General features: G+C 63.2%; 22 protein-coding genes. 9 read left to right on the top strand and 13 right to left on the bottom strand.

All coding sequences use genetic code 11. The annotated features are described in order from the left end of the window. Nucleotides 1-101: 101 nt before the first annotated feature. Nucleotides 102-1,232: a metallophosphoesterase gene (locus NKJ67_RS32105; protein WP_352585403.1), complete on the bottom strand. Its 1,131-nt coding sequence runs from the start codon at nt 1,230-1,232 to the stop codon at nt 102-104. 110 nt (nt 1,233-1,342) lie between these two features. Here NKJ67_RS32105 and NKJ67_RS32110 point away from each other — a divergent pair, with 110 nt between their 5' ends. After that, nucleotides 1,343-1,936 (top strand): hypothetical protein, encoded by a 594-nt coding sequence (locus NKJ67_RS32110; RefSeq protein ID WP_352585338.1) that lies wholly within the window; start codon nt 1,343-1,345, stop codon nt 1,934-1,936. A 64-nt stretch (nt 1,937-2,000) separates the two neighbouring features. On the opposite strand, the gene NKJ67_RS32115 is transcribed toward NKJ67_RS32110, so the two are convergent. Continuing rightward, complete coding sequence (locus NKJ67_RS32115; protein ID WP_352585340.1) at nt 2,001-2,654, bottom strand: TetR/AcrR family transcriptional regulator; 654 nt, start codon at nt 2,652-2,654, stop codon at nt 2,001-2,003. A 241-nt stretch (nt 2,655-2,895) separates the two neighbouring features. On the opposite strand from NKJ67_RS32115, the gene NKJ67_RS32120 reads away from it, so the two are divergent. After that, complete coding sequence (locus tag NKJ67_RS32120; protein ID WP_352585342.1) at nt 2,896-3,675, top strand: NIPSNAP family protein; 780 nt, start codon at nt 2,896-2,898, stop codon at nt 3,673-3,675. On the opposite strand, the gene NKJ67_RS32125 is transcribed toward NKJ67_RS32120, so the two are convergent. Then, complete coding sequence (locus NKJ67_RS32125) at nt 3,672-4,484, bottom strand: alpha/beta fold hydrolase (RefSeq protein WP_352585344.1); 813 nt, start codon at nt 4,482-4,484, stop codon at nt 3,672-3,674. The two genes, NKJ67_RS32120 and NKJ67_RS32125, sit on opposite strands and share 4 nt — an antisense overlap. Before the next feature lie 8 nt (nt 4,485-4,492). Next, a complete protein-coding gene (choX, locus tag NKJ67_RS32130) occupies nt 4,493-5,431 on the bottom strand; it encodes a choline ABC transporter substrate-binding protein (protein WP_352585346.1) in 939 nt (312 codons plus the stop codon). A gap of 81 nt (nt 5,432-5,512) precedes the next feature. On the opposite strand from choX, the gene betI reads away from it, so the two are divergent. The 4 genes from betI to NKJ67_RS32150 all read left to right on the top strand — a co-directional run bounded on the left by betI (nt 5,513) and on the right by NKJ67_RS32150 (nt 9,136). Further along, nucleotides 5,513-6,151, top strand: coding sequence for a choline-binding transcriptional repressor BetI (gene betI / locus NKJ67_RS32135; protein ID WP_352585347.1), 639 nt, complete (start codon nt 5,513-5,515; stop codon nt 6,149-6,151). 362 nt (nt 6,152-6,513) lie between these two features. After that, complete coding sequence (gene fumC / locus NKJ67_RS32140) at nt 6,514-7,911, top strand: class II fumarate hydratase (RefSeq protein WP_352585349.1); 1,398 nt, start codon at nt 6,514-6,516, stop codon at nt 7,909-7,911. 235 nt (nt 7,912-8,146) lie between these two features. Further along, nucleotides 8,147-8,566 (top strand): DoxX family protein, encoded by a 420-nt coding sequence (locus tag NKJ67_RS32145; protein ID WP_352585351.1) that lies wholly within the window; start codon nt 8,147-8,149, stop codon nt 8,564-8,566. Nucleotides 8,567-8,719: 153 nt separating this feature from the next. Next, nucleotides 8,720-9,136 carry a DoxX family protein gene (locus NKJ67_RS32150; RefSeq protein WP_352585353.1) on the top strand — a complete coding sequence of 139 codons (417 nt, stop codon included), beginning with the start codon at nt 8,720-8,722 and terminating at the stop codon, nt 9,134-9,136. 240 nt (nt 9,137-9,376) lie between these two features. Here the strand turns inward: NKJ67_RS32150 and ppx are convergent, their stop codons facing one another. Further along, nucleotides 9,377-10,912 (bottom strand): exopolyphosphatase, encoded by a 1,536-nt coding sequence (gene ppx / locus NKJ67_RS32155; protein ID WP_127270757.1) that lies wholly within the window; start codon nt 10,910-10,912, stop codon nt 9,377-9,379. Continuing rightward, a complete protein-coding gene (locus tag NKJ67_RS32160) occupies nt 10,912-13,113 on the bottom strand; it encodes an RNA degradosome polyphosphate kinase (RefSeq protein ID WP_127810804.1) in 2,202 nt (733 codons plus the stop codon). Before NKJ67_RS32160 ends, ppx begins: the two co-directional genes overlap by 1 nt. A gap of 246 nt (nt 13,114-13,359) precedes the next feature. Between NKJ67_RS32160 and NKJ67_RS32165 the strand changes: the two genes are divergently transcribed. Both NKJ67_RS32165 and NKJ67_RS32170 read left to right on the top strand, forming a co-directional pair. Beyond that, nucleotides 13,360-13,605 carry a zinc-finger domain-containing protein gene (locus tag NKJ67_RS32165; RefSeq protein WP_023814125.1) on the top strand — a complete coding sequence of 82 codons (246 nt, stop codon included), beginning with the start codon at nt 13,360-13,362 and terminating at the stop codon, nt 13,603-13,605. 19 nt (nt 13,606-13,624) lie between these two features. Next, entirely contained in the window at nt 13,625-14,863 is a 1,239-nt protein-coding gene (locus tag NKJ67_RS32170; RefSeq protein ID WP_352585356.1) for an FAD-dependent monooxygenase, read from the top strand. Nucleotides 14,864-15,094: 231 nt separating this feature from the next. Here the strand turns inward: NKJ67_RS32170 and NKJ67_RS32175 are convergent, their stop codons facing one another. The 7 genes from NKJ67_RS32175 to NKJ67_RS32205 form a co-directional block, all read right to left on the bottom strand. Continuing rightward, a complete protein-coding gene (locus tag NKJ67_RS32175) occupies nt 15,095-15,763 on the bottom strand; it encodes a TIGR02117 family protein (RefSeq protein ID WP_352585358.1) in 669 nt (222 codons plus the stop codon). 111 nt (nt 15,764-15,874) lie between these two features. Continuing rightward, nucleotides 15,875-16,624: an amino acid ABC transporter ATP-binding protein gene (locus NKJ67_RS32180; protein ID WP_031260969.1), complete on the bottom strand. Its 750-nt coding sequence runs from the start codon at nt 16,622-16,624 to the stop codon at nt 15,875-15,877. A 139-nt stretch (nt 16,625-16,763) separates the two neighbouring features. Then, nucleotides 16,764-17,921 (bottom strand): amino acid ABC transporter permease, encoded by a 1,158-nt coding sequence (locus NKJ67_RS32185; RefSeq protein WP_127321837.1) that lies wholly within the window; start codon nt 17,919-17,921, stop codon nt 16,764-16,766. Between the two features lie 9 nt (nt 17,922-17,930). Next, entirely contained in the window at nt 17,931-19,118 is a 1,188-nt protein-coding gene (locus NKJ67_RS32190; RefSeq protein WP_127268987.1) for an amino acid ABC transporter permease, read from the bottom strand. 62 nt (nt 19,119-19,180) lie between these two features. Continuing rightward, entirely contained in the window at nt 19,181-20,209 is a 1,029-nt protein-coding gene (locus NKJ67_RS32195) for an amino acid ABC transporter substrate-binding protein (RefSeq protein WP_023814120.1), read from the bottom strand. 440 nt (nt 20,210-20,649) lie between these two features. Further along, on the bottom strand, nt 20,650-21,495 hold the full coding sequence (locus NKJ67_RS32200) for a DUF2182 domain-containing protein (protein ID WP_352585361.1): 846 nt from the start codon (nt 21,493-21,495) through the stop codon (nt 20,650-20,652). Between the two features lie 9 nt (nt 21,496-21,504). Further along, nucleotides 21,505-22,140 (bottom strand): DUF1326 domain-containing protein, encoded by a 636-nt coding sequence (locus NKJ67_RS32205; RefSeq protein WP_023814117.1) that lies wholly within the window; start codon nt 22,138-22,140, stop codon nt 21,505-21,507. Between the two features lie 454 nt (nt 22,141-22,594). Here NKJ67_RS32205 and NKJ67_RS32210 point away from each other — a divergent pair, with 454 nt between their 5' ends. Continuing rightward, nucleotides 22,595-23,773 (top strand): cystathionine beta-lyase, encoded by a 1,179-nt coding sequence (locus NKJ67_RS32210; protein WP_127269118.1) that lies wholly within the window; start codon nt 22,595-22,597, stop codon nt 23,771-23,773. Nucleotides 23,774-23,899 lie beyond the last annotated feature (126 nt).

Genomic DNA, 23,899 nt, shown 5'->3' on the forward strand with positions numbered 1-23,899 from the left:
GCGATCATGCCCCCGTGTCGTCAAAAAGCTACCAGCCAAATATCCTGTCAGAACACTGAAGGTGCCTAAGTGAACTGCATTAGCCGCGAAGGCCGCCTTTTTCATGTGCTCCAGCCCTTGCTGAAAGCATTGGTGAAGGCAACCTCGCCATGATCGCCGGTCGCCTCGCCCAGCACCACGTCCATGCCGTCGCTGGTCACCCTGGCCAGCGCGAAACCGCCCATATAGGCAGCCTTCGGCTTGAACAGGTCGATCCCGTCCCTGCGATAGATCAGCGGCGTTTCGTGCTGGTGGCCGTGGAAAATGCCGACGACATTGTAGCCCTTCAGCGCCGCCAGCAACGCCTGCCGGTCGGCCTCGCTCCACCAATGCGGCGCACCGGTGCCGTCATCATCGAAGTGGCTCTTGGCGGCATCCCAGCGTTCCACCGAAAAAGTGTCCCAGCCATAATGCTGGAACAGGACGACCGGACGGCCGTCCGCCGCATAGGTCGCCAGGTCCTGCTTCAGCCATGGCAGGCTGCTCTCGGCGCCGTGGCCGGTATCGCCGGCGAACCGATGCGTCTGGATCAGATGCAGGCCGCCCCAGTCCCAGGAGTAGCAGTCGGTGTCGACATCATAGTCGGTGGCCGGCACCGGCGGCTTGAAGAACACGCCGGCGCGATGGTTGACCTCGACATAGTCGCGCAGTTCGCGCCGGTACCAGTCGACATGGTGCGGCGGCCCGTTCTGGTCGAGATCATGGTTGCCGAGCCCGATATAGACCGGCATGTGCACGCGATCCGGGCCGACGCCCTGGCTGTAGCGCTGGCTGAACTGGAGCAGTTGGGTGCCCTCGCTCGGCTGCGTGATCTGGCCGCCGCCATCGTCGGTGACGTCGCCGCCGACGACGAGGCCGAGCGGCGTGCCTATCTTGCCGGCGGAACGCAGGCCGGTGGCGACGCCATTGATCTCGGCCGGCCAGTCCTTGTCGCCAAGCGCATTCAGCACCGCCACGTTGCGCAGCAGCGCGGCGTCGGTCTTGCCTTCCTGCAGGCAGTTGGGACTCAAGCCGCTCGCCATGCGGCAGGCATGGACATCGGCGATGAACAGGAAGGTGGCGTCGATCGACTGGACGCGTTGTCCGGTCTGGCCGAAGGCCGGCCGCGGCAAGGCGCCGGCCGCGGCAAATCCCGCAGCCTGTACCAGGAAGTTGCGTCGGGAAAGCGATCCAGTCGAACGGCGATTCATCATCTGCTGATTCAGCATGGACAGCGGCCGGTCGTCCAGCGCCTCTGCGCCATCATCGACATGACGCCACGGGTCTGGCATGTCTCGCTTGCGCAAGCGGAGGAGGACGAAAGATGAAAGCCGCACCTATCTGCATGATCCTGGCCGCGATGTTGTGCGCGAGCACCGCGCATGCCGCCGATTGCGTCGATGCCAAGTCCGCCAGGAAGGGTTTCGTTCTGGCGAGACCCGGCATCCACAGCGAATTTCGGCCCGTGGCCGGCGGGATGATGTCGGTTGCCAACACCTACGAATCGCAATCGCCCCAAACCCAATATCTGTTCGCCGGCCTGATCGAGGTGTTTCGCGACAGCGACACCGGCCGGCAGGCGATGATCCCGTTTTCCGATCTGCGAAAGCTGTTCCCGCTGAAGGCGGGGGCAAAGGCCACGATAGAGTTCGTCGAGTTGTCGCCGAACAAGCCGCCGAAGGGCACCAAGACGCTGAGCCTGATCGTCAAGGGCAAGGAAACATTCCGTCTGGGCGACTGCAAATACAATGTCCTGGCGGTCAAGGAGACCTTCAAGAACGGCGCCGGCGAGACGCTGGATTCATTCACCTCCCTCTATGCGCCCGATCTGCAAGCCGCGCTCGCGCGGCGCTACGATGAAGGCACCGGTTCGGAATCCGTCAACGGCTACGAGACGATCAAGCCGCTGGCCGAGTAGCTGAACCAGAGCCCGGCGTTCCCCACCTCGCCCGGCATCGGATGAAGAACGCAGCGCCGCAAAGTCAAGAGGTTCTCGGCCGTGGCAGTATCCTGTTGCGTCGCCTGGCAACCAAGCCGCCCGGCGACGGCGCGCTGCGCTCCAGCCCCGCCAGGCAATACCGCAGCACACCGGCATCCTGCGCCGTCTTGGCCATCGACATCGCCCCGGAATAGGCGGCGACCGTCAGCGCGGCGAAGCGTTCGGGGTCCGTGCCCTCGTCCTTGCCCGCCTGCTGGTCGGCACGCAGCTTGTCGGCAATCGCGCGCCGCCACCCGGCAAAAATCCCGGCAAGGGCAGTGCGAAAATCGGGATCGGCAAGCGACAGTTCGTGCGCCAGATTGTTGAGCGGGCAGCCGCGCACGAAACCCTGCTGCTCCAGTTCCGCCGCCACGGCCTCGAACACCGAGCGCACGCCCTCGCGCGCCGATGCCGCCGCCAGCACCGGGGCGATCCATGTCTCTTCGACCGCTGCCGCCACACGCTCGTCGATCACAGCCAGCGCCAGCGCCTTCTTGGTCGGGAAGTGGTGATGCAGCGCGCCGCCGCTGACATCAGCCGCCGCCATCAGATCGCCGATGCTGGAGGCGTGATAGCCACGCGCCTGGAAGGCGTCCTCGGCGACATCGAGCACTTTCTTGCGCATGCCTTCAGGGTCGTTGGTGCGTTTTCCCGCCATGCGAATCTCCCCCTTCTCCCCTTGTGGGAGAAGGTGCCTGAACGAAGTGAAGGCGGATGAGGGGTGCTCCAGCTTGACACCAACGGCGCACCGTCGAGCACCCCTCAACCGTCTCGGCGCTGCGCGCCAATCCACCTTCTCCCACAAGGGGAGAAGGCAAAAGAAGATAGCATGTTGACAAAACAGGACAACCGGTCTGTTTTACAAAACAGGACGATCACCCTGTTTTGGAGAATGTCGGATGAACCTGCCCCAGAACGTCGCGACGAAACCCTCAGCGCTCGCTTCGCCTGTCGTCGAGCTTCGGCAATACACGCTGAAGCCTGGTCGGCGCGACACGCTCATCGGCATCTTCGACGGCAGGCTGATCGAGGGCCAGGAGGACGCCGGCATGACCATCATCGGCCAGTTCCGGGACCTCGATCGGCCTGACATGTTCGTCTGGATGCGCGGCTTCGACGGCATGGATGCGCGGAAAAATGCTCTCGCCGCTTTTTATGGCGGGCCGGTCTGGGCGGCGAACAGCCACGCGGCCAACGAGACAATGATCGATTCCGACGATGTGCTGCTGCTCAAGCCGGCGTGGCCGGGCGCCGGCTTCGACCTCGCGGGCAAGCAGCGGCCAAGCCTGGCCGACGATAAAAAGCCCATTCAAAACAAACCGCTGACCGGCATCGCTGTCATCGAGATTCATCATTTGCAGCCCGGCACGGAGATAGATTTCGCCACTCGCTTCGAGATTGAGACGGCCTGCCTGATGACGGCCGACGCACGCCTGCTCGCCGCTTTCGTTACCGAGCATGCCGAAAACAGTTTTCCGCGCCTGCCGGTACGGGCTGATGAAAACGTCTTCATCAGCGTCATGGGTTTTGCCAGCACCGAGGCGCATGCCCGCCACCAGGCCGCCCTAGCCGCTTCTCCGGCATGGCGGGATTTTTGGCAGGCCGCGCAGCTCGGCCTGACCAAACAAACGGAGACTTTGCGGCTGTCGCCCACATCGCAATCATTGGTCGGGCGTTAGACTTCAAATGCCTCGATGATCGCCTTTGCGACAAGGACCGGGTCTTCCCAATGCGGGTTGTGGCCACAGCTCTCGGCCCGAACGAAGACGGCTCCGGCAAGGGCGGATTGCAACGCCTGCTGGTGCGCCTCGCCGAACAGCGGGTCGCAGGCGCCGGCGATGATCAGCGTCCGGGCTTGCACGGCTCGTGCAGCATCGGTCAGGTCGGCGCGGCGGATTTCCTCGAGAATCGCGCGCCAGCGCGGGGTCGGCATCGCCGAGGCCTCTTGCGCCAAGCCGGCGAGAAAGGCTGCGGGCACGTCGGGACGACAGGCATGCCACCAGGCATAGAACGGATCGGCCGGCGATATCGGGTCGCGCAGGGCCTCGACGCTCACCACCAGCGGATGACCCGGCGCGAAATCGGGCTTCAACGTGCCGGCCAGGACCACCAGCCCGCCGATCAACTCCTTGTGCCCCGCAGCCAAGGCGACAGCCACCATGGCGCCCAGCGAATGGCCGACGACGACCGGTCGGTCGAGTTGTAAACTCTGGATCAGCCCGGCCATATCATCGGCAAGATCGGCGATGCCGCAGTTCTTGCCAGCCTGCGAGGCGCCGTGGCCGCGCAGATCCGGCATGATCAGACGACGGCCGGCCAGATATGGCGCCAGAAGCGAAAAACTGCGGCTGGTGTCGGTGAAGCCGTGCACCAACAGCAGTGCCGGCTCGGCGCCTGATACCTCGACATAGGCGATGTCGAGATCGCCGACAGTGACGAATTGCTTGCGGCCGGCCCAGGCGCCCTGCTCCGGCAAAGCATCAAGCACCGCCGCTCTCACAGACCGAGCTTTTCCTTGACCGCGGCGAGGCCGGGTTGGCCGTCGAAGGTGGTGACGCCGGCGAGCCAGGCGTCGAGGCGGCTTTTGTTGGCCGTGATTGCCTTCAGCGCGCCGTCCTCCGGCTTCATGCCGTCATTGATCAGATAGCCCATGCCGACATTCTCGAAATCGATGTCGAAGGCGAGATTCCTGAGGAATTGCGCGACGTTCGGGCATTGCTCGAGATAGCCCTTGCGCACCTGCGTCGTCACCGTCGCGGCGCCGAAGTTCGGGCCGAAGAACTTGTCGCCGCCGGTCAGGTACTTGAAGTCGTACATCGTGTTCATCGGATGCGGCGCCCAGCCCTGGAAGACGATGAACTGCTTTTCCTTGATCTCGTAGCCGACCTCGGAAAGCATGCCGGCTTCGCTGGACTCGACCACTTGCCAGCCGTCCAGGCCAAAGGCGGGATCGGCGATGGCGTCCATCATCAACTGGTTTGAACCGGGCTCGATGCCGTACATTTTCTTGCCGAACTTGTCGGCGAATTTGTGCAGGTCGGAAATGTCCTTGACGCCGGCATCCCAGGCGTAGGTCGGAACGGCGAAGGTGTATTTGGCGCCCACGAGATTGACGCGCACATTTTCGACCGAGCCGTCCTTCTTGTAGGGCTCGTAATAGGTGACCATGGCCGGATCCCAGTAGCCCAGGAACAGGTCGAGGTCCCTGTTCTTCATGCCCTCGTAGATCACATTTATGCCGAGCACCTGGCTTTGCGGCTGATAGCCGAGCGCCTCCAACAGGACGTTGGCGACCCCCGTGGTGAAGGCAAGGTCGTTCCAGCCGGGTTCGGCCATGCGGACCGTCCTGCACTCTTGGCCCTCGGCCGCCTGGGCCGCATGAGTGGCCAACATGAGGGCGGCAAGGCAGACGCCATTTGCAAAGATGCGCAACATTTCGGTTCTCCTCATTCGTAAAATTGACCAATTGGTCTTTTTATTGTCCCATGGGTCAATTCTTGATCTGAGCGGACGAAAATGTCAACGTGGATTCGAAATGCATGGACCAATCCCGTGAAACTCAAGCGTCTCAGTGAGATACGCCGCAAGGAGCTGCGGCAGGCGGCCTTCGTGGTTCTGGAGCGCGAGGGCATTGCCGGCGCGACCCTGGAAAAAGTGGCCGCCCAGGCAGGTGCCTCCAAAGGCATCGTGCTGCACTATTTCCGCAACAAGCAGGAACTGTTCGAGCACGCGATGCGCGAAGCCAATGCCGTCCTGTGCCAGGCGGTGATCGCGCGGCTTCGCCGGGCGCGTACGCCGATGGAGCGCATGGATGCGGTGATCGAGGGCAATTTCGAGGAGCATCTGTTCCAGCCGCCTCTGTGCCATGCCTGGCTGTCGCTCTGCGCCGAGGTGCCGCGCGACGAGAAGATGGCCCGTATCCAGCGGGTGATCCATGCGCGCATGCGCTCGAACCTGTTGTCGGGCCTGCACGGCCTCGCCTCGCCTGGAGATGCCGACGACATCGCGCTTGGCGTCACTGCTTTGATCGACGGGCTTTGGCTGCGGCTCGGCCTGCAGCCGGGCAGCGTCTCGCGCGAACAGGCCGTCCGCCAGGTCAAGAATTATGTCGCGGGCCGGCTGGCCCTGCGGGAGCTTGCGACCACCGGCGCGTAACCGGCCTCGGCTGGCCTATCGAATATGGTATTCCTGAGATGTCTGCCCGGCACGAACCCCCACCCCTAACTTGCCGGGGCGAGCCACGGGTCTCGCCCCGGCAAGTTAGGGTGGGGGTCCTCCTTCGCAAGAATCCCCCGCCTTTGAGGGAGATGGCAGCAGGCGTGGAGCGCCAGCCTCTTCCGGCGGCGATAAGAGGTCACGCCCGGTCGAACCGACCCCCTCTGTCGCCTTCGGCGACATCTCCCCCTCGAGGGGGGAGATCACCTTCAACCGATTTGCATCAATCCCCTCCGCAATCTCCGCTTGAAGCCGTTTGTGCAACGCGATACGCCGTTGCCGACTTCGACAAGGAGAGACCCGTGACCGCTGCAAATACCAGAACCGAAACCGACACGTTCGGTCCCATCGAAGTTGCCGCCGACCGGTACTGGGGCGCGCAGGCGCAGCGTTCCCTTGGCAATTTCAAGATCGGCTGGGAGAAGCAGCCGGCGTCGATCGTGCGCGCATTGGGCATCGTCAAGCGGGCGGCGGCCGAAGCCAACATGGAGCTCAAGCGGCTTGATCCTGCGATCGGCAAGACGATTGTCGCGGCGGCGCAAGAGGTCATTGACGGCAAGCTCGATGACCATTTCCCGCTGGTGGTCTGGCAGACCGGCTCGGGCACACAGTCCAACATGAACGCCAACGAGGTGATCTCCAACCGGGCGATCGAGATGCTGGGCGGCGTCATGGGCTCCAAGAAGCCGGTGCATCCCAACGACCACGTCAATATGAGCCAGTCGTCGAACGACACCTATCCGACGGCCATGCACATCGCCTGCGCCGAACGCATCGTGCACGATCTGCTGCCGGCGCTGAAGCACCTGCACAAGGCGCTCGCCGCCAAGAGCAGAGAGTTCAATCACATCATCAAGATCGGCCGCACGCACACGCAGGATGCCACCCCGCTAACGCTTGGCCAGGAATTTTCGGGCTATGCGGCGCAGGTCGCCTCGTCGATCAAGCGCATCGAGCTGACGCTGCCCGGCCTGCAGGAGCTGGCGCAGGGCGGCACCGCCGTCGGCACCGGCCTCAACGCGCCGGTCGGCTTCGCCGAAAGGGTGGCGGATCGCATCGCCACCATTACCGGCATCGCCTTCGTCACCGCGCCGAACAAGTTCGAGGCGCTGGCGGCCCATGATTCCATGGTGTTTTCGCACGGCGCCATCAATGCGGCGGCCGCCGCACTGTTCAAGATCGCCAACGACATCCGTTTCCTCGGTTCCGGCCCGCGTTCGGGCCTCGGTGAGCTGTCGCTGCCGGAAAACGAGCCGGGCTCGTCGATCATGCCGGGCAAGGTCAACCCGACCCAATGCGAGGCGCTGACACAGGTCTGCGTGCAGGTGTTCGGCAACAATGCGGCGCTCACCTTCGCCGGCAGTCAGGGCCATTTCGAGCTCAACGTCTACAACCCGCTGATGGCCTACAACTTCCTGCAGTCGGTGCAGTTGCTCTCCGACGCCTCGGTGTCCTTCACCGACAATTGCGTCGTCGGCATCGAGGCGCGCGAAGACAACATCAAGGCGGCACTCGACCGATCGCTGATGCTGGTGACGGCACTGGCGCCGACCATCGGCTACGACAATGCCGCCAAGATCGCCAAGACCGCGCACAAGAAGGGCACCACGCTGCGCGAGGAAGCGCTTGCAACCGGGCTGGTCAGCGAAGCCGATTACGACCGGCTGGTGCGGCCGGAGGACATGACGCATCCGGGGTAGTCAATTCCAGGAAAGTGTCTTGCGGTTTTCGGTCCGGAATTGCGTCAACCAAAAGCCGGGTGTTTCGTGACGGGAGAATTTACTCCCGTCACGACGTGACGCGAAGCAAATTTTTCGCAGGCCGCCCGATCACGGAAACGTAAGTACTGTGAACAATGTGTCGCCAGTCTGGTGGCTTTGGTGAACAGTCGGCTTGCTCTATCTCCCCGGTATCAACCCATCCCGGAGAGCCACCATGTCCATCAACACTTCAGTCGCCGGTTCCGGCGCATCCAATGCCTCGACCACCATCCTCCTCGGCCGCGTCCTGCTTGCGGTCATCTTCCTGCTTTCAGGCTTCGGCAAGCTGACCGCCATCACCGGCACGGCGGGCTATTTCGGTGCCCTCGGCCTGCCCTTGCCGACCGTGACGGCCATTGTCGTCGGCTTGATCGAGCTTCTTGGCGGCGTCGCCATCCTCGTCGGCTTCAAGACCCGGATCGTCGCCTGGGTGCTTGCGATCTTCACCGTCGCTACCGGTTTGGTCGCCCATACCGGTTGGGCCGACCAAATGCAGATGATCCAGTTTCTCAAGAACCTCGCCATCGCGGGCGGCTTCCTCCTGCTGGCTTCCTCGGGCGCCGGCGCCTATTCGCTCGACGCCAAGCGCGGCTGAGCCAATACTGGCAATAGCCGAACGAAAAAGCGGCGCGGAATTTTCCGCGCCGCTTTTTCGTTATCGGTGTATGCCCGCCGATCTGTCGGCCGGAGTTTTCTGCTAGGATAGGGCTATCGGGACGAAGCCGGCCGGCGGCCGAGGGAGGTGAACATGCCCCGCAACGCGCTGCTCCTGCTCTCCCGGCTGCTGCTCGCCGCCCTGTTCGTGCCCTCCGGTTTCCATGCATTGAGCGACATAGCCGGCACCACAGGCTATTTCGCCAACCTCGGCCTGCCGCTGCCGGCACTTGCCGCCTGGGGCACGGGACTGTTCGAACTGATCGCCGGGCTGCTCGTCCTGGTGGGTTTCCAGACCCGGATCGCGGCGCTGCTGCTTGCCGCCTTCTGCATTGCCGCCGGCTTCATCGGCCATTACGGCCAGGGCGGCGGCGACGCAATGCTCGCCTTCCTGCACCAGCAGATGCTGATGAAGGACATTGCGATATCAGGCGGGTTTGTTGCGCTGGCGATGGCCGGTGCGGGAGCCTGGTCGGTCGACGGGCGCGGCTATCGCATATGGAATTCCTGAGATGTCTGCCCGGCACGGACCCCCACCCCTACCCCTCCCCACAAGGGGGAGGGAGACTTCCGTTGGCGCCGACCCAGGCTAGTCGCCTGTCTTTTCGGGGCAAAGAAAGAACAATTAAGGCACGCGGCAGCGTTCCCTCCCCCTTGTGGGGAGGGCTAGGGTGAGGGTCCTCTTCGCAAGAGTCCATGGCCCTGCGTCGACGGGCGTGGTTCGGCGTAACGCCTACTTGACCGACACGCCCTACTTCACCGACATGCTGGGCCCACCCTCGACAGCCAGCACCAGACGGCGGTTGGTGATCCTTGCCAGTTGCGCCAGGCGCCCGGCCGGCCGCTCGCCATAGAGATCGGCCAGCGATGCCGGCAAGACCAGCGCCAGCACGCCGTTGGCGCGCTGTTCCCATTTCAGCCTGGGCATGATGCCGGGCATCGACGCCGTCAGCAGGTAGACGACGCGCATCATCGCGGCGAGTACGCGCGCCCGCTCCAGATAACGCGGCGGCGCCAACGCCTTGATCTCGGGGGCGATGGCTTCGTTGAAGATGCCGTCGTGACGATAGGCGTTGGCCATGGCCAGGAAGGCACGGCCGGGATGGTCGACGCCGAAGAAGGAGGCGTGCGCGATGATGTTGAGCGATTGCTTGCCGCGATATTCGGGATGCGCGCGCCAGCCGATATCGGCCAGCAATGCGGCCGCGTGGCGGTAGCGCGCCTCGTCCTCGGTCTCGTCGATGCCGAAGGCGGCAAAGGTTTTGGCGGTCCAGTCGACAAGTTCATGCGCATGGGTGACGGAGCGCGAGCGCAGGCGTGCAAGCTCCTCCGAGGCCGAAATCAGCGGATCGGCCTTCTGCTCCGCCTCGTCGAGCAGCGAATAGAGAAAGCCTTCGCGCACGCCGAGCGCGGAGACGATGATCTTCGACGGCTGCATCGCCGCCATGATCTCCTGCAGCACGACGGCGCCATAGGGCAGCAGCGAACGGCGGTTCTTGGAAACGCCTTCGATGCCCTTGACCTTCTCGATCTCGGCTTTGGCCACCTGCTTGAGGAAATTCGCCGCGCTTTCGGCCGAGATCTCGTAATGGTGCATGACGCCAAGCGGATAGTTGGTCATTTCCATGTGCAGCCGGGCGAGATTTCGCCAGGTGCCGCCGACGGCGTAGAAAGGCCTGCCCTGCCCGCCTTTCAGCAGCTTGGCCTTCGCCAGTTCGTCACGCGCGATCTTCGCCGCCTGGGTCAGCGAGTTCTTCGCCATGTCCTGCAGGCGCAAGCCGCCCAGCGGCAGTGTGATGCCGTCGCCGATCGCTTCGCCGGCGACGTCGACCAGTTCGAGGCTGCCGCCGCCCAGATCGCCGGCGATGCCGTCGGCCGGATGGAAGCCGGAAATGACGCCGAGCGCCGAATAATACGCTTCCTGACGGCCGCTGATGACACGGATCTCGGTCTTCAGCACCTCCTCGGCGCGGTGGATGAAATCAGGGCCATTGACCGCCTCGCGGGCCGCGGCGGTGGCCAGCACATACATCTGCTCGGCGCCGGCCTGGTCGGAAAGCGCGCGAAAGCGGCGGAACTCTTCCATCGAGCGCGTCACCGCCTCGGGGTCGAGCTTGCCGGTCGAAACGATGCCCCGGCCGAGACCGGCCAGCATCTTTTCGTTGAACAGCATGGTCGGCGAGCGCGCCAGCCCCTCATAGACGACGAGGCGGATCGAGTTCGATCCGATGTCGATGATGGACAGCGGTCGGCGGTCCTGCAGCCGGCCCTGGGAATCAGACAGCATCAGCCGGACGCTGCAGCGTTCTTCTTGCGGCGCTTGAACTGCGCAATGCGCTTGGGCGCATGCGACTTCAGCGCGTCACCCCGTCCCGACAGGCTCGGATTGGTCATGAAATATTCCTGCGCGTTGAACGGTTCCTCGCCCTCCTCCAGCACGACGCGCCGGGAGGTTCCATCAGCCAATACGTCGAAACTTTGCTGATTGTCCATGATGTTGCCCAGCATGATCTGGCCAAGGATCTGTTCGTGCACAGTTGGATTCGTGATCGGCACCATGGTTTCGACGCGGCGGTCGAGATTGCGCGGCATCAGATCGGCCGAGGAGATGTAGACGATCGCCTCGTCCGACGGCAGGCCGTGACCATTGCCGAAACAATAGATGCGGCTGTGCTCGAGAAAACGGCCGACGATCGATTTTACGCGGATGTTTTCCGACAGGCCCGGAACCTGCGGCCTCAGGCAGCAGATGCCGCGCACGACCAGGTCGATCTCGACGCCGGCCCGGCTGGCATCGTAGAGCGCGTCGATGATAATCGGATCGACGAGTGCGTTCATCTTCATCCAGATGCGCGCCGGTTTCCCCTGCACCGCGTAGGCAATCTCGTCGGCAATGTGCTTCAGGATGCGGCTTCTCAGCGTGAACGGCGAGATCGCAAGCCGCATTTCGTCGGTCGGCTCGGCATAGCCGGTGATGAAATTGAACAGCTGGGCGACATCGCGGGCAATCGTCGGATCGGTGGTGAAGAAGGACAGGTCGGTGTAGATGCGCGCCGTTACCGGATGGTAGTTGCCGGTGCCGAGGTGCACGTAGTTGCGCAGCTTGCCGTCCTCGCGCCGCACCACCAGCGACATTTTCGAATGGGTTTTCAGCTCGAGAAAGCCGAACACGACCTGCACGCCGGCACGCTCCAGATCGCGCGCCCAGCGAATGTTGGCTTCTTCGTCGAAACGCGCCTTGAGCTCGACCAGCGCGGTGACCGACTTGCCGGCCTCGGCCGCGTCGACCAGCGCACGCACGATCGGGCTGTCATTGGAGGTGCGGTAAAGCGTCTGCTTGATCGCCACCACTTCCGGATCGGCCATCGCCTGGCGCAGGAACTGCACCACGACGTCAAACGATTCGTAGGGGTGATGGACGACGATGTCCTTCTCGCGGATGGCGGCGAAACAATCGCCGCCATGCTCGCGGATACGCTCGGGAAAACGCGGATTGTAGGGCATGAATTTGAGGTCGTCGCGAGGGACGGCGACGATCTCGGAAATCTGGCTGAGCGCCAGCGGCCCGGTGAGCACGCTGATGCGGCTCGACGACACGCCAAGCTCGCCTGCCACGAAGTCGCGCAATTCGCCAGGCATCAGCCTGTCGAATTCGATGCGGATCACCGAACCGCGCCGCCGCCGCTTCAGCGCCGTTTCGAACAGGCGCACGAGGTCCTCGGACTCCTCCTCGACCTCGATATCGCTATCGCGAATGATGCGAAACGTGCCGGAGCCCTTGACCTCGTAGCCGGGGAAGAGCTTGCCGATATAGAGGCCGACCGCCTCTTCCAGCGGGATGAAGCGGACATGATGCTTGCGGTCCGGCAGACGGATGAAGCGCTTCAGCGCCACCGGCAGGCGCAGCAGCGCGCTCATCTCCTCGCCGTTCTTGCGATGGCGCAATTGCAGCGCCATCGAGAAGCCGAGATTGGGAATGAACGGGAACGGGTGCGCCGGATCGATCGACAGCGGGGTGAGCACCGGGAAAACCTGTTCCTGGAAATGGTCTTCCAGCCAGATTTTCTCGTCCTTGGTCAGCGCATCGCGGGTGATGCTCTCGATGCCTTCCTTGTTGAGCAGCACGGTAAGCGCCGAAAGGCTCTTCTGCTGGTCTTCCTGCAGCCGCTCGACCTCACGCAGCAACTGTTCGAGCTGCTGTTCGGGGGTGCGGCCGTCAGGGCTCTTCAGCGTAATGCCTTCTCGTACCTGGCCGGCAAGACCGGCAACGCGGACCATGAAGAACTCGTCGAGATTGGCGGCCGAGATCGACAGGAAGCGGACGCGCTCCAGCAGCGGATGATTGAGGTTCAGCGACTCCTCGAGGACGCGCCGGTTGAACTGCAGCCAGGAAAACTCGCGGTTGACAAACCGGTCCGGATTGCCGCCCTCCGGGCGGGCCACCTCGACATCCACGAATTCGTTCTGCACCGGCTTCAGTTCGTTCATGATTCCCGCTCTTCCACACCGTCAGCCAGCTAAAGCGTCGTGCGTCATTCAGGACGCGCAAAGGACGCTCTGCCACTCCAAGGCGACGCATGGTCCTTGCCGAAAACCGATGTCGGTCTTCGGGGCCATGCGTTAACCGGCTTAACTTATCCTCTGACAGGCTTTTGCGACAGTTTCATTTCATCGAACTTGCAAAGAGGCCTGATATGATCCAGATGCAGACGAGACTGCGTTAAGGAGACGACGATGGCAGGCGGTTCCATTCCCCATTTTCAGAACGATGCGGGCTATCAGGCAATCGACATCGGCGTGAAGGAATTCATGTGCACGGGCGCCAATCCGCCTTTCGACCACCCGCATGTGTTTCTGGACATGGGCGACGACAACGAAAAAGTCTGCCCCTATTGCTCGACGCTCTACCGCTATTCTCCGAAGCTGAAGGCGACCGAGACGCTGCCGGCCGGCTGCATCTACATCGATCAGGCCGCCTGAGTCTTTCGCGACCAGCCCGATGACCGACACGCGATCCCGGCAAATTGTCATCGCCGGCGCGGGTGTCGCCGGATTGACCGCAGCGCTTGCATTCGTCGACCGCGGCTACCCTGTTCGGGTGTTCGAACAGGCGCAGCGCCTGGAAGCTGCCGGCGCCGGCATCCAGCTCTCTCCCAACGCGACCCGTATCCTTCGCCAGCTTGGCGTACTCGACAAGCTGCTGCCGGCAACGGTGCGGCCGGAAGCCGTGGTGTTGAAGGAGGCCGCGACCTTGCGCGAACTGGCGCGCGTGCCGCTGGGGCAAGCCGCCGAAACGCGCTGGCAGGCACCCTATCTCGTCGCGCACAGGGCCGATCTGCAGAGCGCACTGACCGCGCGCGTTGCCGAGATGCCGGATATCCATCTCACCACCGGCGCCCGCATCGGCGACGTTGACACCGGCCCGGATGGCATCACCGCGACGGCCGAGATCGGCGGCAAGACCATCGAGGCGGAGGGTTTCCTGCTGGTTGGGGCCGATGGCGTCTGGTCGTCGGTGCGCGCACTTGTCGATTCGGCCAAGGGGTCGGCTTCGCCAAGGAACCATTTCTCCGGCGAACTGGCCTGGCGCGCCACCGTCGCGGCCGAGAGCGCCGCCGGTCAGAGCTTTGCCGCCATCGGCGCCAGGGACTGCGTCACCACCTTCCTGCATCCCGGCTTCCATATGGTGGCCTATCCCGTCAGCAAGGGTGCGGCCTTCAATCTCGCTGCCTTCACCAAGGGCGACCGTATTGCCGAGGGCTGGTCCGGCAACGCCGACGCCGGGATCCTGACCCATGCCCTGCGCGGCACCGCGGCAGGACTTGCCCGTCTGGTCGAGCAGGCCGGCCCGTGGACCGCATGGCCGATCCACACGGTCGACAGCAAACAACCTTGGACGGCCGGCAACATGGCGCTGATCGGCGATGCCGCGCATGCGATGACCCCGTTCGCGGCGCAAGGTGCGGCGATGGCGATAGAGGATGCTGCGACGCTTGCCGACATCATCGCCGACTTCCCTGCCGACCCCTTGGCCGCACCTGCGACCTGGGAACAGTCACGGCGACCGCGTGTAGCGCAGGTCGCCCGACGCGGCGCTGTCAACCGGCTGGCCTGGCATGCCTCGGGTCCGGTGGCGATTGCGCGCAATGTGTTCCTGAAGGTGCGCTCGGAAAAGCTCGCGGCGGATCTGGATTGGCTCTATGGGTGGCGGGCAGTTGAGGCTGCTGTCAGGCGTTGAAAGCCTGACAGGCTGGCGGGACAGCGCCCCCCTCTGTCCTGCCGGACATCTCCCCCACTGGGGGGAGATCGGCCGGCACCGCCGATTTCACCAATCTCGAACGTTGCAGGGCCGCAGGAAAGAGCGGGGCGCCGAACCGCCAATCTCCCCTGGGGGAGATGTCCGGCAGGACAGAGGGGGCGCGAAGGAATGAGGCGTCTCGCATTGGCGAAACGCGACAAGACGAGACAGCTAATTATACAGCCTCATCGACAGGCCGAGCGATACAGGCAGCGGGTTCCACCAGCCGGTGCGCAGGCCGGCGGTGCGCAAGGCGGCCGCCGTCCAGGTGTTGCAGCCGACCAGTGCGTTGAAATGGCCATTGGCTTCGTAGAAGCCGTCGAACCTGGAATAGGCTGCGTCCGGAATGAGGATCGGGCCTTTCGGTCCCCGCTGGAAACTCGCATCGATGAAATCGAGCAACGCCGCGAACCGGTCCTCGGTGATGTCGAACCCCGCGACATCGGGGCGCTGTTCGACGATGTCACCGGCGACATCGACATGCATGACCGACGCGTCGAGGGTCAGTGCCTTCATCACCGGCACCGCCTTCAGCTCGGACCATGTCGGCGTCTCCAGGTAGAAGCCGCGGCCGCCCCAGCCGAAGACGATGTAGCGGACCTCCGGCCTGTCGGCCGGTATGCCGGCGTCGACCAGGAAGTGGAAACGCCGGCGCACGGCGTCGTCGACCGGGATGGCGATGTCGGTGTGGATCGGATTGTTCAGCACCAGGATGTGGCGCGTCGCGGCGGGCATGGCGGCGGCCGCCGGCCACAGCGGCCGTGGCACGAAGGTGCCCGTCGCCACGGCGAGTGCGACGACAACCAACAGAAGACCTAGAAAACGTCCCAGTCTTTTCATTGAAAGGCGGCCCTGCAAACGCGCTCCGGCGCGACACGAACGCCCGCCTGTTATCCCATACGCAAAAGAGCCCGGCAGTGTTTCAGCCGGGCTCTTCGTGGCCGTCGAGGCCTAGTGCAGGATCTGCGACAGGAACAGCTTCGTGCGCTCGTGGCGCGGGTGGTCGAAGAACTCGGCCGGCGTGTTCTGCTCGACGATCTGGCCCTGGTCCATGAAGATCACACGGTTGGCGACCTTGCGGGCGAAGCCCATCTCGTGGGTGACGCACAGCATGGTCATGCCTTCCTCGGCAAGGCCAACCATGGTCTCCAGCACTTCCTTGATCATCTCCGGATCGAGCGCCGAGGTCGGCTCATCGAACAGCATGATGCGCGGGTTCATGCACAGCGAGCGGGCGATCGCCACGCGCTGCTGCTGGCCGCCGGAAAGCTGGCCGGGATATTTGTGGGCCTGTTCCGGGATCTTGACGCGCTTGAGGAAATGCATGGCGATTTCCTCGGCCTGCTTCTTCGGCGTCTTGCGCACCCAGATCGGCGCCAGCGTGCAGTTCTCCAGGATGGTCAGATGCGGGAACAGGTTGAAGTGCTGGAACACCATGCCGACCTCGCGGCGCACCTCGTCGATCTTCTTGAGATCGTTGGTCAGTTCCTTGCCGTCGACGATGATCTTGCCCTTCTGGTGCTCCTCCAGGCGGTTGATGCACCGGATCATGGTCGATTTGCCGGAGCCGGAGGGGCCGCAGATGACGATACGCTCGCCGCGCATCACTTTCAGGTTGATGTCCTTCAGCACATGGAACTCGCCGTACCATTTGTGCATGGCGATGATGTCGATGGCGACATCGGTCGTCGAAATCTGCATCTTGGCGGCGTTGACCTTGATCTCTTCGGCGCTGACGGCATTTTCGGTGGCCATGACAGGGATCCCCTTGTTCTTTTGTCGTTGGTAGTGATGCATGTCGTTATCCCAAAACCGCTATACACTTTTGGGCGACATGCATTCAGCGTTTGTGGCCGGTGTCGAGCCGGCGTTCGGTGTACATTGAATAGCGCGACATGCCGAAGCAGAACAGCCAGAAGACGAAGGCGGCGAAGATCAGGCCTGACCTCGCCGTCTGCGCGGTTGCCCAGTTTGCATCGGAGAAATTCTGTTTGACGATGCCGAGCAGGTCGAACATCGAGATGATGATGACCAGGCTGGTGTCCTTGAACATGCCGATGAAGGTGTTGACGATGCCCGGAATGACCAGTTTCAGCGCCTGCGGCATGACGATGAAATACATTTTCTGCCAATAGCCGAGACCGAGCGAATCGGCACCTTCATACTGGCCCTTGGGGATCGCCTGCAGGCCGCCGCGCACCACTTCGGCCATATAGGCCGCGGCAAACAGCGACACGCCGATCAAAGCGCGCAGGAACTTGTCGAACGAGACACCCTCCGGCAGGAACAGCGGCAGCATGACGCTGGCGAAGAACAGCACGGTGATCAGCGGGATGCCGCGCACCGTCTCGATGAAGACGACGCATAGCGTCTTGATGATCGGCATCTTGGAACGGCGGCCGAGCGCCAGCACGATGCCGAGCGGCAGCGACACGGCAATGCCGACGAAGGACAGGCTGAGCGTCACCAAGAGCCCACCCCAAAGCGAGGTCTCGACATGCGGCAGGCCGAACATGCCGCCGACCAGCAGGACGAAGGCGACGATCGGCAGCACGAAGAACAGCAGCACCGCATTCAGCCCTTTGCGCGGCACCTTCGGGATCAGCATCGGCACCAGCAGCGCCACGAACAGGATGGCGACCAGGATCGGCCGCCAGCGCTCCTCGATGGGATAGCGCCCGAGCATGAACTGGCCGAATTTGGCGTTGACGAAAGCCCAGCAGGCGCCAGTCCAGCCGTCCGGCTGGATGCCGCCCTGCGCCACCGTGGCGCATACGGTCCGGTCCGGTCCCGTCCACACGGCGTTGATGAACGCCCAATTGATGATTTGCGGCAGGATCATCGCCACAAGGGCGATGCCGACGATTGTCAAGATGGTGTCGCCGGCAGAAGCGATCAGGTTCTTGCGCACCCACGCGCCGAGGCCGGTGACGCTGGCGGGCGCCGGCTGCGCCAGCACCATTTCGGTGCGCACCCAGGACATATCATGTTCTTGCATGTCCCTACCTCACCTCTCCACCAGCGCCATCTTGGCGTTGAACCAATTCATCACCAGCGAGGTCAGGAGACTGATGGCGAGATAGATCACCATCATGATCACCACGCCCTCGACGGCCTGCCCGGTCTGGTTCAGCACCGTCCCGGCGGTCGCCGTCAGGTCCGGATAGCCGATGGCGATAGCCAGCGACGAGTTCTTGGTCAGGTTGAGATACTGGCTGGTCAGCGGCGGAATGACGATGCGCATAGCCTGCGGCACGACGACCAGCCGCAGGATCGATCCGGACCGCAAGCCCAACGCACCGGCAGCTTCCGTCTGGCCCGCGCTGACACCCCTGATGCCGGCGCGCACGATCTCGGCGATGAAGGCGGCGGTATAGCAGGACAGCGCCAGATAAAGCGACAGGAACTCCGGCCGGACCTGGAAGCCGCCGGTCAGGTTGAAAGTCGACTGCTTCGGATAGTCGAAGCTCAGGGGAAAGCCGCTCAGCGCATAGGCGAGCAGCGGAAGCCCGACGATCAGCGCGGTGGACGTCCAAAACACTGGAAATTGCTGGCCGGTCGCCATCTGCCGTTGCCGCGCCTTGCGCGCGACGAACCACGCCATGGCGATGCCGACGAGCAGGGCGACGAAGATCAGCCATGAGCCGTCGCCCCATACGGCGCGTGGGAAATAGAAACCGCGCTGGTTGAGGAAGGAGCCGAACGGCAAACCGATGCTGTCGCGCGGCGCCGGCAGCACGGCGAGCACGCCGGAATACCAGAAGAAGATGACCAGCAGCGGCGGGATGTTGCGGAAAACCTCGACATAGACCGTGCAGATCTTCCTGATCAGCCAGTTCTGCGAGAGCCGGCCGATGCCGATGACGAAGCCGATGATTGTCGCGGTGATGATGCCGACGATGGCGACGATCAAGGTATTGATGAGGCCGACCAGAATCGCGCGGCCATAGGTCGAATCCGACGAATACGCGATCGCGCTCTCGCTGATGTCGAAGCCGGCGCGGCCCTTGAGGAAGCCGAAGCCTGAAGCGATGCGCAGCCGCGTCAGGTTGTCGATGACGTTGTGGGCAATCCACCAGACGCCCGCCACCAGCAGCACGACGACCAGCACCTGGAAGAATATGCCCCGGATTTTCGGATCGTTGATGAAGGAACCGCGGCTGGGCTCCTCGCGAAGTACTTCCTGCGATGCCATTCGACCGTCCCTGGAAAGAGAAACCGGGAGGCAGATGATCTGCCTCCCGGATCACATTTCGATCAGCGGATCGGCGGCGCGTATTGCAGGCCGCCCTTGGTCCACAGCGCGTTGATGCCGCGCGCGATCTTCAGCGGGCTGCCCGAGCCGACATTGCGCTCGAACATTTCGCCATAATTGCCGACGGCCTTGACGATGTTGACCACCCAGTCATTGGAGACGCCGAGATCGGTACCGATCTTGGTATCGGCTTCCTGGCCGAGCACGCGCTTGATCTCGGGGCTGGCAGAGTTCTTCATCTCATCGACATTGGCCTTGGTGATGCCGAGCTCTTCAGCCTGCAGCAGCGCGAAATAGGTCCACTTGACGATGTGGTACCACTGGTCGTCGCCCTGGCGAACGGCCGGTCCGAGCGGCTCCTTGGAGATGATCTCGGGCAGCACGACGTGGTCGGCCGGCGCTCCCAGCGTCAGGCGGATGCCGTAGAGGCCCGACTGATCGGTGGTGTAGACGTCGCAGCGGCCGGCATCATAGGCGGCGTTGACCTCTTCCAGCTTCTCGAAGACGACGGGATTGTACTCCATCTTGTTGGCCTTGAAGTAGTCGGCGAGGTTCAGCTCGGTGGTGGTGCCGCTCTGCACGCAGACGGCCGCGCCCGAAAGCTGCAGGGCCGAATTGACGCCCGGCAGCTTCTTGGCGTTGATCATGAAACCCTGGCCGTCATAGTAGGTGACGCCGATGAAGTTCAGGCCAAGCGCCGTATCGCGGTTGATGGTCCAGGTGGTGTTGCGCGACAGGATGTCGATCTCGCCCGACTGCAGCGCGGTGAACCGCTCCTTGGCGCTGAGCGGCGTGAACTTGACCTTGGAGCCGTCACCAAAGACGGCGGCCGCGACAGCGCGGCAGAAATCCGCATCGATGCCTTGCCAGTCACCCTTGTCGTCCGGCGCCGAAAAGCCGGCAAGGCCGGTGGAGACACCGCACTGGATGAAGCCCTTCGCCTTGACGGTGTCGAGCGTGGCCGCCGACGCGGCGGACGCCATCAATCCAAGCGTGGCGGCGCCTAGAATGCCGATAGCAATGTGTTTCATGACCCACAGACCCTTTTCTCTGTTTTCAGGAGTAAATCCTGATTTTTTTCTCCCGTGTGAACGCGGCTTCATCCCGGCCCATTCCCGAAACCCCGCATCGTAACCGACGCGCCGCCTCCCATTCACAAATGTCATCGAAGGCGATAATTCCTGTGAGGTCAAGGGAAATGACCGAAACCCAAAGAGTTTGAAAACCGATTGCCGCAAATGCCCGATTTACAGACAAACACGCCCGCGATTTAGCCAGCAGGCTAATAAAGGCGGCAAATCTCATGCAACGCCAACGCGGGGCCAATACGGGCCGCGGCAGCGAAATCCATCCCGGGCAATAGCTCGTCGTTGTTGACCTCCGCGTGCGACGAACTACCAGGTCCCAAGATTGTCATCTGACAATTTACTGACGGCTGCATACCAATACAGACCGCCGACGCAGACTGTTCTCAAAGGGCTTGAAAGACGATCCAGATCCCGATGGCGGCCATCAACGCGCCTGAAACGCGCGGAATCAGCTGCCCGGTCGGCACCGTCTTCTCCAGCAGAACAAGGATGGCGATGCCGGCGATCCACAGCACGTTCATGACGCCACCGACGAACAACAGAGCCATCAGCGCCCAGCAGCACCCCAGGCAATAGGCGCCGTGATCGATGCCCAGCCGAAGCGCGCCGAGCGGAGCGGAGCGGAATCCGCCACGGCCGGCCAGGAACGCGATCGGCGCCTGACATTGGCGCAGGCAGACGCCCTTCATCGGCGTCCATTGATAGAGACCGGCGGCGATCAGAACGAGGCCGCCGAGGATCGCGCTGCCGGTTGCCATCGAGGGATCGAGCAAGGCAAGACGGGCGAGAAGCCATTGCGCACCGGTCGCCAGGAGGCTGAAGACGACCCAGACGGCGAGATAGCCGGCAAAAAACCATCCCGTCGAAGCGATGGGCCGGCCATCCGCCCGCGCCTTGCGGCCGACACCGGCATAGAGCAGCAACATCGGCGCGACCGACGGCGTCATCATGCCGACCATCATCACCGCCCACATCGTGAAGGTGAAGGCGAAATCGCCTAATGCCCAGGGCCGGAAGCCGGGCGCCATGGCGGCGCCCATATCCATGCCGGCCATATCCATGCCGGCCATGTCGCCGCGTCCGCTATCCGGCAAGGGGGAGCCGGGCATGACCATGGTGGCGGCGAGCCACAGCACATAGGCCCAGGCGAGCACGGCAATCACCACGAGCGCGGCCATCACGACCGCGCGATCGCGCCTCAGCACCGCCTCGAGGGCCGTATCGCCCATTGGATCAGGTCAATGCACGATGCCGCTCTGCGTAAGATGCAGATTGGCGAAATGGCTGTGCGTATCGGCCAGTTCGAACTTGATCGGGCCCGTCGCCTTGGTCCAGCCGCGCCCGACCTCGGCGATCGCGTATTCGAAGCCGTGCGGCAAGTCGATGCGCGCCTGGTGCGCGGCGCCGGTGACCGGATTCCGGATCGGCTCGCCGCGACCGTCGGTTATACCCTCGACATGCAGCTGACTGGTTCGCGCGTCGACGTCGATCTTGAATTCGATCGGCGCGAAGATCGGATCGTGGAATTTCTCCAGCGTGGTCGAAAAGACCTGAAATATCGTTGCACCTGGCTCGGTGTCCAGACCGCCCAATATGCGAAGCAGCGCGCCACGTTGGGCTTCCGTCGCCCTCTCGTCGATGACCACCGCGGCTTCGCCCCCGCCCTGGTGTATGGCGCCGGGCCAGCTGAAAATCCCGACGAACCGCAACCCGTCGAGCTTGGTGTCGCCGTGATGGCCGCTCTCGATTTCCATGCCGGCGACCGCCTGGCAGAATCCGTATGTCGGCATGGCGTTGAACTGGCACGGGCAGCCATAGGCGCAGTTGCAGTTGATGAATTCGCTCGCCTTCATGGCCCATTTGACGTCCGGCATGGCATTCCTCCCTGGCCGCGCTCACGCTTCGTGAGCGCGATCCGGATCGTGGAGGACCAGAGGTCAACCGGCAGCAACCATCCGGCAGCATCTGATCGAAGCAATCCGGCGATTAACATTAGCCGACGATCATATACCATCCACAGCCGCCCACAATAGGCCGATCGGCTGAGATAAGGGCTCCGAACGCTGGTCAATAAAGGCCGCGCCTTTCGCGATAGGAATTTTTTCTTGACTCCCTGCACTCAGCTATGGTACATATTCGTCCATGGTGCTGATTTGCGCCGATAACCCGCCGCACAGGCGGGTTTTTCGTTTGATACCCTGTCCCAGCATCGCTGTTTTTGCCGTGACGAACTGGCATATCGAAGTCCGCCTCCTGGCGGGCGGTGGCTGTTGCACGGTCCATAGCGCCGCACTATGGCTAGCGGCTTGTCAAACAAGGCGACGCAGAATGGCGAAAGACGGCAGCGAGCACGGCGGGATGGGCATCAACACGCGGCTTGCCCATTCGGGCAACAATCCGCATGACTATTTCGGCTTCGTCAATCCGCCGGTGGTGCATGCTTCGACCGTGCTGTTTCGCGACGCGGCTTCGATGGCGGCACGCACCCAGAAATACACTTACGGCACGCGCGGCACACCGACGACTGATGCGCTTGCCCATGCCATAGACGCGCTGGAAGGCTCGGCAGGCACGATCGTAGTGCCGTCGGGCCTTGCGGCGGTGACGGTGCCGCTGCTCGCCTTCGTCTCGGCCGGCGACCATCTGCTGATCGTCGATACCGTCTATCATCCGACCCGCAATTTCGCCGACACGATGCTGAAGCGGCTGGGCGTCGAGGTCGAGTATTACGCCCCCGATGTCGGCGCCGGCATCGCGGCGTTGATCAAGCCCAACACCAAGGTGGTGTTCACGGAATCGCCGGCCTCCAACACGTTCGAGGTGCAGGACATCCCGGCTATCGCCAAGGCGGCGCACGCCGCGGGCGCCATCGTCATGATGGACAATACGTGGGCGACGCCACTCTATTTCCGTCCGCTCGACCACGGCGTCGACATCTCGATCCATGCGGCGACCAAATACCCAGCCGGCCATTCCGACGTGCTGCTCGGCACGGTGTCGGCCAATGAGAGCTGCTGGACGCATCTTTACGAGAGCTTCTGCACGCTTGGCTGTTGCGCCGGGCCCGACGACGTCTACCAGGTGCTGCGTGGCCTGCGCAGCATGGGCGTGCGCCTCGAACACCATCAGCGCAGTACGCTTGCCATCGCCTCCTGGCTCGAGGGCCAGAAGGGCGTGGCGCGCGTGCTCCACCCGGCCCTGCCCAGCCATCCGGACCACGCTCTGTGGAAGCGAGATTTCTCCGGCTCCAGCGGCATCTTTTCCATCGTTCTTGCCGGTGGCGGCCAGAAGCAGCAGCACGCCTTTCTCGACGCGCTGCGGATCTTCGGCCTCGGCTATTCCTGGGGCGGCTATGAGAGCCTTGCCGTACCGGTCTGGCTCGGCGACCGCGTCGTTGCAAAAGCGCCCTATGAGGGTCCGTTGATCCGCCTGCAGATCGGCCTCGAGGACGTCGACGACCTGAAGGCCGACATCTCGCGCGGCCTGACCGCCGCGGCGGCTGCGTAGCGGAATTCTATTCCCTAAAATTGCGGTTTGCCGGATCAGTTTGGCTTTCAAATTCAACGATGCCGCGTCATTGCGGTGCGATCAGCACATTTTCGACTTCCCCTGGAATACCGGCAGAGTTTTCAA

The sequence above is a fragment of the Mesorhizobium sp. M0088 genome (assembly GCF_040322895.1).
In the GTDB taxonomy this organism is placed as follows: domain Bacteria; phylum Pseudomonadota; class Alphaproteobacteria; order Rhizobiales; family Rhizobiaceae; genus Mesorhizobium.

Bases quoted from the DNA above. Each gene is read 5' to 3' on its own strand.
- NKJ67_RS32105 (WP_352585403.1), bottom strand. From the start codon at position 1,232: ATGATGAATCGCCGTTCGACTGGATCGCTTTCCCGACGCAACTTCCTG.
- NKJ67_RS32110 (WP_352585338.1), top strand. From the start codon at position 1,343: ATGAAAGCCGCACCTATCTGCATGATCCTGGCCGCGATGTTGTGCGCG.
- NKJ67_RS32115 (WP_352585340.1), bottom strand. From the start codon at position 2,654: ATGGCGGGAAAACGCACCAACGACCCTGAAGGCATGCGCAAGAAAGTG.
- NKJ67_RS32120 (WP_352585342.1), top strand. From the start codon at position 2,896: ATGAACCTGCCCCAGAACGTCGCGACGAAACCCTCAGCGCTCGCTTCG.
- choX (WP_352585346.1), bottom strand. From the start codon at position 5,431: ATGTTGCGCATCTTTGCAAATGGCGTCTGCCTTGCCGCCCTCATGTTG.
- betI (WP_352585347.1), top strand. From the start codon at position 5,513: ATGTCAACGTGGATTCGAAATGCATGGACCAATCCCGTGAAACTCAAG.
- NKJ67_RS32145 (WP_352585351.1), top strand. From the start codon at position 8,147: ATGTCCATCAACACTTCAGTCGCCGGTTCCGGCGCATCCAATGCCTCG.
- NKJ67_RS32150 (WP_352585353.1), top strand. From the start codon at position 8,720: ATGCCCCGCAACGCGCTGCTCCTGCTCTCCCGGCTGCTGCTCGCCGCC.
- ppx (WP_127270757.1), bottom strand. From the start codon at position 10,912: ATGCTGTCTGATTCCCAGGGCCGGCTGCAGGACCGCCGACCGCTGTCC.
- NKJ67_RS32160 (WP_127810804.1), bottom strand. From the start codon at position 13,113: ATGAACGAACTGAAGCCGGTGCAGAACGAATTCGTGGATGTCGAGGTG.
- NKJ67_RS32165 (WP_023814125.1), top strand. From the start codon at position 13,360: ATGGCAGGCGGTTCCATTCCCCATTTTCAGAACGATGCGGGCTATCAG.
- NKJ67_RS32170 (WP_352585356.1), top strand. From the start codon at position 13,625: ATGACCGACACGCGATCCCGGCAAATTGTCATCGCCGGCGCGGGTGTC.
- NKJ67_RS32175 (WP_352585358.1), bottom strand. From the start codon at position 15,763: ATGAAAAGACTGGGACGTTTTCTAGGTCTTCTGTTGGTTGTCGTCGCA.
- NKJ67_RS32180 (WP_031260969.1), bottom strand. From the start codon at position 16,624: ATGCAGATTTCGACGACCGATGTCGCCATCGACATCATCGCCATGCAC.
- NKJ67_RS32185 (WP_127321837.1), bottom strand. From the start codon at position 17,921: ATGCAAGAACATGATATGTCCTGGGTGCGCACCGAAATGGTGCTGGCG.
- NKJ67_RS32190 (WP_127268987.1), bottom strand. From the start codon at position 19,118: ATGGCATCGCAGGAAGTACTTCGCGAGGAGCCCAGCCGCGGTTCCTTC.
- NKJ67_RS32195 (WP_023814120.1), bottom strand. From the start codon at position 20,209: ATGAAACACATTGCTATCGGCATTCTAGGCGCCGCCACGCTTGGATTG.
- NKJ67_RS32200 (WP_352585361.1), bottom strand. From the start codon at position 21,495: ATGGGCGATACGGCCCTCGAGGCGGTGCTGAGGCGCGATCGCGCGGTC.
- NKJ67_RS32205 (WP_023814117.1), bottom strand. From the start codon at position 22,140: ATGCCGGACGTCAAATGGGCCATGAAGGCGAGCGAATTCATCAACTGC.
- NKJ67_RS32210 (WP_127269118.1), top strand. From the start codon at position 22,595: ATGGCGAAAGACGGCAGCGAGCACGGCGGGATGGGCATCAACACGCGG.